At 71.4% G+C, this 7,410-nt stretch carries 3 protein-coding genes, 1 other RNA gene and 2 pseudogenes; 5 read left to right on the top strand and 1 reads right to left on the bottom strand.

Annotation, left to right across the window (positions count from 1 at the left end; translation table 11 throughout):
- Window position 1: 1 nt before the first annotated feature.
- Together AOK09_RS18255 and rnpB are read left to right on the top strand one after the other, a co-directional pair.
- A pseudogene (locus AOK09_RS18255) lies at window positions 2-877 on the top strand (ADP-ribosylglycohydrolase family protein); the annotation flags it as partial.
- A 736-nt stretch (window positions 878-1,613) separates the two neighbouring features.
- An RNA gene (gene rnpB, locus AOK09_RS18260) (RNase P RNA component class A) lies at window positions 1,614-2,012 on the top strand.
- Between the two features lie 273 nt (window positions 2,013-2,285).
- Here rnpB and AOK09_RS18250 read toward each other — a convergent pair.
- On the bottom strand, window positions 2,286-4,745 hold the full coding sequence (locus AOK09_RS18250; protein ID WP_055588273.1) for a PQQ-dependent sugar dehydrogenase: 2,460 nt from the start codon (window positions 4,743-4,745) through the stop codon (window positions 2,286-2,288).
- 292 nt (window positions 4,746-5,037) lie between these two features.
- On the opposite strand from AOK09_RS18250, the gene AOK09_RS18245 reads away from it, so the two are divergent.
- The 3 genes and pseudogenes from AOK09_RS18245 to AOK09_RS42215 all read left to right on the top strand — a co-directional run.
- Complete coding sequence (locus AOK09_RS18245; protein ID WP_055588272.1) at window positions 5,038-6,039, top strand: sugar phosphate isomerase/epimerase family protein; 1,002 nt, start codon at window positions 5,038-5,040, stop codon at window positions 6,037-6,039.
- Window positions 6,040-6,175: 136 nt separating this feature from the next.
- Window positions 6,176-6,582 (top strand): annotated as a pseudogene (locus AOK09_RS42220) (sugar kinase); the annotation flags it as partial.
- 2 nt (window positions 6,583-6,584) lie between these two features.
- The coding region (locus tag AOK09_RS42215; RefSeq protein WP_245687350.1) for an ROK family protein at window positions 6,585-7,301 on the top strand (717 nt) is incomplete at its 5' end.
- Window positions 7,302-7,410 lie beyond the last annotated feature (109 nt).

The following is a 7,410-nucleotide window of genomic DNA, read 5'->3' as shown; positions in this document are numbered from 1 at the left end:
CATCGACCACCGCGCCCTCGCCCGCGACAGCCTGCTCGGGCTCGCCACCGGCGACGCCTACGGCGCCCAGCACTTCGTCCCCACCACCCTGTCCCTGCTGCGCCGGCAGCAGCTCCCGCCGGCGCCCTGGCCGTGGACGGACGACACCGAGATGGCCTGCTCCGTGTTCGCCGCGCTGCGGCTGCGCGGCAGGGTGAACCCATGGGAGCTGGCCGAATCCTTCGCCCGCCGTCATGACTTCGACCGCGGCTACGGATCCGCGATGAACGGTCTGCTGCGGCAGCTGCGGCAGGGCGGCCGCTGGCAGGAACTCGCCCAGGGCCTCTTCGAGGGCCAGGGGTCATGGGGCAACGGAGCCGCGATGCGCGTCGCACCCCTGGGCGCCTGGTTCGCGGCCGACCCGGAGGAGGCGGCCTGGCAGGCCGCGCAGTCGGCGCGGGTGACGCACGCCCATCCGGAGGCGGTCGCCGGAGCCGTCGCGGTCGCCGTGGCCGCGGCCTGTGCCGCGCGTAGCCGCGGAAACCCGCTTCCGATACGGGAGTTCCTCGACCCGGTGCGCGCACTGACGCCTCCCGGCAACGTCCGTGACGGCGTCGACGAGGCGCTGGAGCTGGCCGGCCAGCCGCACGCCGAACTGGCCGCGCACCGGCTCGGCAACGGCAGCAGGGTCAGCGCCGTGGACACGGTGCCGTTCACGCTGTGGTGCGCCGCACGGCACCCGGACGACTACCCGTCGGCGCTGCGGGCCGCCGCCTCGGTGGGCGGGGACGTGGACACCACCTGCGCGATCGTGGGCGGCATCGTCGCCGCACGGCTCGGGGCAGCCGGTATCCCGCAGCGATGGCGTGAGGCGACGGAGGCGCTGCCCGACTGGGTGGAGGGGGACCGTACGGGCTCTGACCTGCGCCGGGAGGACCTGCGCGACGTCCAGGTCATCGCCAGCCCCCGCCCTCTGCCGGTCCCGGTCACGACCTGGGGCCCCGGGCAGTGGCAGCGGATCCGCCACGGTGTTCATGCACAGGCGATGGAAGAGAAGTGGGACATCCTGCTCGAAGGGGACCGGTTGCTCCTGCTGCGCAGCTGGACCGGTACATGCGTCTTCGAGGTGGAGGTCGCGGCCACCGGCGGGGAGTGGCGGCCGGTGCGCGCTTGGGTGGAGTCGGACCGCGGGAACTACCGCCGCGGTACCGACGAGGCCGAGGCCGCGATGCTGGAACTGCTGCTCGACCAGCACTTCGGCCGTGAGGTCCGGCCGGAGCTGTGGGCGCGCTACAAGCGCCTGCGCTTCGGCGGCTGACGGACCCGGACGCCTGGCTTCGACGCTCCCCGGCCGCACCGGCCGCCCCAGCCGAGCGTGTTCCGCCGGACGCATCGGCGGGACTTTTGAGGCCTCTGAGCGGGAAACGCAGCTCTGGGGGGCCGCGGTTGCATGGGAGCGCACGAGTCGGCCGGTACGCCGGGGTCTGCCTCCCGGAGGCCCGCGGTGCCGGGGCGCAGGCAGGCGCCGCGGCCCCGGATCGCGACCGCGGGCGCTCCCGCCCCGACCTGCGCCGTCACCTGGTCCGGCAGCCCCCGGGGCCCTGCCGGTCGGCTACCATGGGCGGCACGGCGGACGAGCCGGCCGGGCGGTCGCGACGGGTCCACGGACCCGCCGAGGAACGTCCGGGCTCCACAGGGCAGGGTGGTGGGTAACGCCCACCCGGGGTGACCCGCGGGACAGTGCCACAGAAAGCAGACCGCCGGGGGCCTCGGCCCTCGGTAAGGGTGAAACGGTGGTGTAAGAGACCACCAGTGCCCAGGGTGACCTGGGCAGCTCGGTAAACCCCACCCGGAGCAAGGTCAAGATGGGGTGCCTTCGGGTGCCCTGCGCGGACGTTCGAGGGCTGCCCGCCCGAGTCCGCGGGTAGACCGCACGAGGCTGTCGGCAACGGCAGCCCTAGATGGATGGCCGCCTCCCCGGGCGCCGCAAGGCTCCCGGGAGACAGAACCCGGCGTACAGGCTGACTCGTCCGCCGCCTTCTGGCGCAAGTTCCCCTGATCTGCACACTTCGCAGGTCAGGGGGACTTTTCATGTCCTGTGACCAGCTCTCCCGTGCGGGTCGATCACGCCTGTTTCGGTCCTCTTCCGGGCATCGTGTGGCGATCGTGTGGGGGGCGAAGACCCGCATATCGGCTGTCAGAACAGGGCTGAGGTGCCGCCGTACACGGCGCACCCGCCCCGGCCGGGTGACGGCCGGGGCGGGTGCGGGCTGTGGCAGGGGTGGTGCCGCCGGGGTGGGGCGGACTCACTTCAGGGTGAACGCGTCCAGGTTGAACAGGTCGCCGCTGCCGCCGGTGAAGACGAAGTAGAGCTTGTGCGTTCCGCCCGGGTCGGTCACCGGCGCGGACACCGTGGTGTAGGCGCCGGAGGTGTCGCCGACCGCGGCCGAGCCGAGCAGGGGGCCGTCCGGGGAGTCGGCGTGGACCTCGATGGTGCCTCCGGCGCCGGTGGCGGCGGCCCGGAAGTCGATAGCGCTGACGCCGTGCAGGTCGTACGGGTCGAACTCGATCCAGTCGCCGTTGTTCACGGAGGTGACCGCCTCGGCTCCCTGGGCGTTGGCGTCGGAGCTGGTCTGGACGCCGGACTGGCTGCGGAAGAACTCGGCCTGCGAGCTCTTGGAGTGCAGCACGATCTGCGTGGTGCCGGTGAGCCCGGGCACGCCCGCCGTGGGGGAGGTGTCGGTGTAGGTGGCGCTGAAGATGCCGTAGAAGTTGTCCGCGTCGGTGTGGCCCGCCGTGGTCAGGGTGAAGGTGCCGGAGCAGCCGGTGGCCTGGGACAGGTCGTGCTTGTGCTCGTCATGGCCGAGCGAGTAGTCGACCTGGACCTTGGAGCAGTCCACCGGGGTCCCGTCCGGGTCGGTGGCGTCGATGCTCCAGGCGAGCTGGTCGCCGTCGCTGAAGGTGAGCCCGTTGGACGGGGACGAGAACGACAGCACCGGGGCGGAGTTGCCGACCGTGACCACGACGGCGGAGGTCCCGGTCCGGCCGCTCGGGTCGGTCACGGTGAGCCGCGCGTGGTACTGGCCGTTGTCGGGGTAGCTGTAGCTCGGGGTCGCGCTGGTCGAGTCGACGGTGCCGTTGTTGTCGAAGTCCCAGGCGTAGCCGAGCTGGTCGTTCTCCGGGTCGGTCGAGCCGGTGCCGTCGAAGTGGACGGTCAGCGGGGCCTTGCCGGAGGAGACGTCCGTGGTGAAGGCCGCGGTCGGGGCCTTGTCGCCCGGAGCGTACTCGATCTTGTACAGCCCGGCGTCCAGCGAGCCGCCGAACCAGGCGCTGCCGTAGTCGAGCACGTACAGCGAGCCGTCCGGACCGAAGGCGGTGTCGATCGGCTCGACGAGGTGGGCCCAGTCCTTGCCGTCCGACAGCGTGTCGATCGCCTGGATCTTGCCCTTGGCGTCGGAGGTGATCGGCTTGATCCAGTGCGCGCCGAACTCGTAGGCGAAGAACTTCCCGTCGTAGCTCTGCGGGAACTTCACCTGCGAGTCGAGACCCGCGTCGTAGCGGTAGACCGGTCCGCCCATCGGGGCGCCCTGGCCGCCGAGCTCCGGGAACAGCGGGTTGCCCGCGTAGTGGTTCCAGATCCAGGCCGGCTGGGCCGGGGGCAGGTCCTTCAGACCGGTGTTGTTGGGCGAGTCGTTCACCGGGTGTGCGCAGTCGAAGGGCTCACCCGAGGAGGTGCCGGTGGCGAAGTCGTATTTGATGTACGGCGTGTTGTCGCCGATGCAGTACGGCCAGCCGAAGTTGCCGGCCTTGGTGATCCGGTTGTACTCGACGGTGTTCTCGGGGCCGCGCTTCGGGTCGGCCTGACCGGCGTCCGGACCGTAGTCGGCCAGGTAGACGATGTCGGTCTTCTGGTCGACGCTGAACCGGAAGGGGTTGCGGAAGCCCATCGCGTAGATCTCGGGACGGGTCCTGGGCGTGCCCTTCGGGAACAGGTTCCCGGTCGGGACCGTGTAGCGGCCGTCGTCGTGGACCTTGATCCGCAGCAGCTTGCCGCGCAGGTCGTTGGTGTTGGCCGCGGCGCGGCCGTCGTCGTAGACGGGGTTGCGGCCGGGCCGGGCGTCGACCGGGTTGTAGCCGTCGGAGGCGAACGGGTCGGTGTCGTCGCCCACGGACAGCAGCAGGTTGCCCTGGCTGTCGAAGTGGATGTCACCCGCGACGTGGCAGCACTGCCCGCGGCTGGTGTTCACCTGGAGGATCTTCTGCTCGCTGGACAGGTCCAGCTTCCCGTCCTCGAACTTGAAGCGGGAGAGCTGGTTGTGGCCGTTGTACGGGGCGAAGTCCGCGGCGGTCCCGTAGTCCGGGGCGTCCGTCATCGGGGTGTCCAGCCTGGGCGCGTAGTACAGGTACACCCAGTGGTTCTTGGCGAAGTGGGGGTCGAGGGCGACCGTCTGCAGGCCGTCCTCGTCGTGGGTGTAGACGTTCAGCCTGGCCACCACGTCGGTGATGCCGTCGAGGGTGGTGTCGTAGAGCGCGCCGTCACGGGATGTGTGCAGCACACTGCCGTCGGGGAGCACGGCCATCGCCATGGGCTCGCCGACCTGGTCGGGACCCTTGGCGAGGGTCACCTGCTGGAAGTCGGACGGTGCGGCGGCGGACGCGGCCGGAGCCGTGGACGCCTGTGCCGCGCTGGGTCCCATCACCGCGAAACCGACGCTGAGCGCGGTGCCCAGGGCGGCTGCGAGGATGCGGGTCAGTGGAGTACGCACGTGCTGTCTACCTCTCTCGGAGCGATTGGTGGACGACGGGCGGAGTGGTGGCGTCCCGGGGTGTGGCGGCCGGCTTCCGGCGTCGGCAGCGGCAGAGGGCACGCCGGGATTCGTCGCTCCTGTGATGAAGCGTCATGAGCGTGGCCCCGGCTTCGACCGAGTGTCAAGCAGCTAATGTGCGTCAGCTGCGAATGATGCCCTCATGTGGACACTTCTTTTGCTCGTCCGGTGAAAAGTGATGCCGAGGCGTGGTGAACTACCCCAGCCGCTACTCCACAACGAAGGAGTGATGATGGGTCAGTTCTCGAAGGGCCTCGACCGCCGGGGGTTCCTGCGGGCCGCCGCCGCGGGCGCGACGGTCGCCGTCGGTGCGGCCACGCTCGCCGGCGCAGTCCCGGCGACGGCCGCGGAGCCGGCCGCACCCGGCCAGCAGGGCCGCCGTGTGCGCGGGGCGCTGAGCATTCCCAAGGACGCGATCGGCATCCAGCTCTACAGCGTGCGGGACAAGACCTACCAGCTGGGCTTCCGTGCGGTCTTCGAGGAGCTGTCGCGGATGGGCTACCAGGAGGTGGAGTTCGCCGGCTACACCCAGGACACCGCCATCCTGGGTCGGCAGATCACCCCCCAGGAGATCCGGACCCTGCTCGACGACAACGGGCTGCGCGCCATCGGCAGCCACGTCGGCATCGGCAACCTGCGCAACAACCTGCAGCAGGAGCTGGACACCGCGGAGATCCTGGGCATGCCGAACATCGGCACCGCCAACGCACCCTCCGACACCCCCACCGTGGCCGCCTATCTGGCGGCCGCCGACGAGTTCAACACGTGGGGCGAGTCCGCCACCGCGCGCGGACTCAAGCTGTACCAGCACAACCACTGGGGCGAGTTCGCCTTCGGCACCGACCAGCCGGATGTCCGGCTGTACGACGTCTTCCTGGAGAACACCGACCCCCGCCACGTCTATCTGGAGATGGACGTGTACTGGGCCTTCGTCGGCCAGTTCCGTTACCCCGGGTTCGACCCCGCCGCATATGTGCGGGCCCACCCCTACCGGTACCCGATGTTCCACATGAAGGACGGCACGTCGGATCCCAACGCCGGCGACGGCTACGACATGACCGAGTTCGGCGCGGGTGACATGCCGTACCACCGCTTCGTCCACGCGATCGGCCGGTTCGGCAACCACCACCCGATCTGGGAGCAGGACACCGCCGTCGACACCCAGCCCAATCCGCCGGGCTCGCTGGGGGCCGCGCAGCGCAGCTTCACCGCACTCGCGGACCTGCTCGCCTGACACGGCGCCGTGCCCCGTTCCCCTGCTTCCCCGCCCGGGGACAGGGGGGCGGGGCACACTCTTCTTCTCGTCCACTTCTGCGCCGTCCGCCGCCGCACCGGTGGCGGACGGCACCCGCTCCCGAGGAGGTGAGCACGTGAGCGTCCCCTACGGCCTGCTCGCCCTGCTGCGCGACCACGGCCCGCAGTCCCGTGCCCAGTTGGCCGACCGGCTCCAGGTGCCGCGGCCGAGACTGCTGTCCGAGATCGACCGCCTGGTGGCGGCGGGCCGGGTCGTGGAGGCCGGGCCCGCGGCCTCCCGCGGCGGGCGCCGCTCCACCCTGGTGGAGCTCGACCCCGGGGTGCGCTTCGCCGCGGTCGACCTCGACGCCCACTCGGTCGCCGTGGAGATCACCGACGGACGCCTGCAACCGGTGGCCTCGCACCGGGAGCTCTGCGACATCCGCACCGGCCCGGCCGCGGTGCTGGACCGGGTCACCGGGATCCTCCACGCGCTCGGGGACCGGGGCCACTTCACCCGGCTGGAGGCCGTCGGCATCGGCCTNNCCGATCATGCCGGGCTGGGACCGCCACCCCGTCCGCGATGTGCTGGCGGGTGAGCACGGCTGCCCGGTCGCTGTCGACAACGACGTCAACGTGATGACCCTGGGCGAGCAGCACAGCGGTATCGCCCGCACCGTGGACAACCTGATCTTCGTCAAGATCGGCAGCGGGATCGGCTGCGGGGTGCAGATCGAGGGCCGGATCTACCGCGGTGCGGCGGGCTGCGCCGGGGACATCGGGCACATTCAGGCGGAGGCGGACGGCCCTGTCTGCTCCTGCGGGAACACGGGCTGCCTGGAGGCGCTCTTCAGCGGCGAGGCGCTGGGCCGCCAGGCGGAGGCCGCGGCCAAGGCCGGGGACTCTGTGCTGCTGGCGGAGCAGCTGGAGGCCAAGGGCGCGCTCACGGTGCGGGACGTGGCGGACGGCGCCGCCGCGGGCGACGCCGTCTGCATCGGTATGGTCAGGGCCGGGGGCCGGCGGGTCGGCCAGGTGCTCGCGGGTCTGGTGAGCTTTATGAACCCTTCGATGATCGTGATCGGTGGGGACCTGGCCGCGCTGGGGCACATCCTGCTCGCCGAGATCCGCAGCGTGGTGTACCAGCGCTCGCTGCCGCTGGCGACCGGCAGTCTGCCGATCGTCATGTCCGAACTGGGTGCCAGGGCCGGCGTGGTGGGCGCCGCGGTGCTGGCGAGCGAACTGGCCTTTGGGCGCCCCGCCTGAGGGCGGACCGCAGGGCGGGCCGGCCGGACCGACGGGCTGTCGGGCCGGCCTGCCGACGTGCCCGCCTGCTGACGTGCTGTCGGCGGGTGAGGGTGGGGGTGAGGGGTCG

Source organism: Peterkaempfera griseoplana (assembly GCF_001418575.1).
Taxonomy (GTDB): Bacteria; Actinomycetota; Actinomycetes; order Streptomycetales; family Streptomycetaceae; genus Peterkaempfera; species Peterkaempfera griseoplana.
The sequence above is the reverse complement of the archived record's forward strand: the minus strand, read 5'-3'. Positions and strand labels throughout refer to the sequence as shown.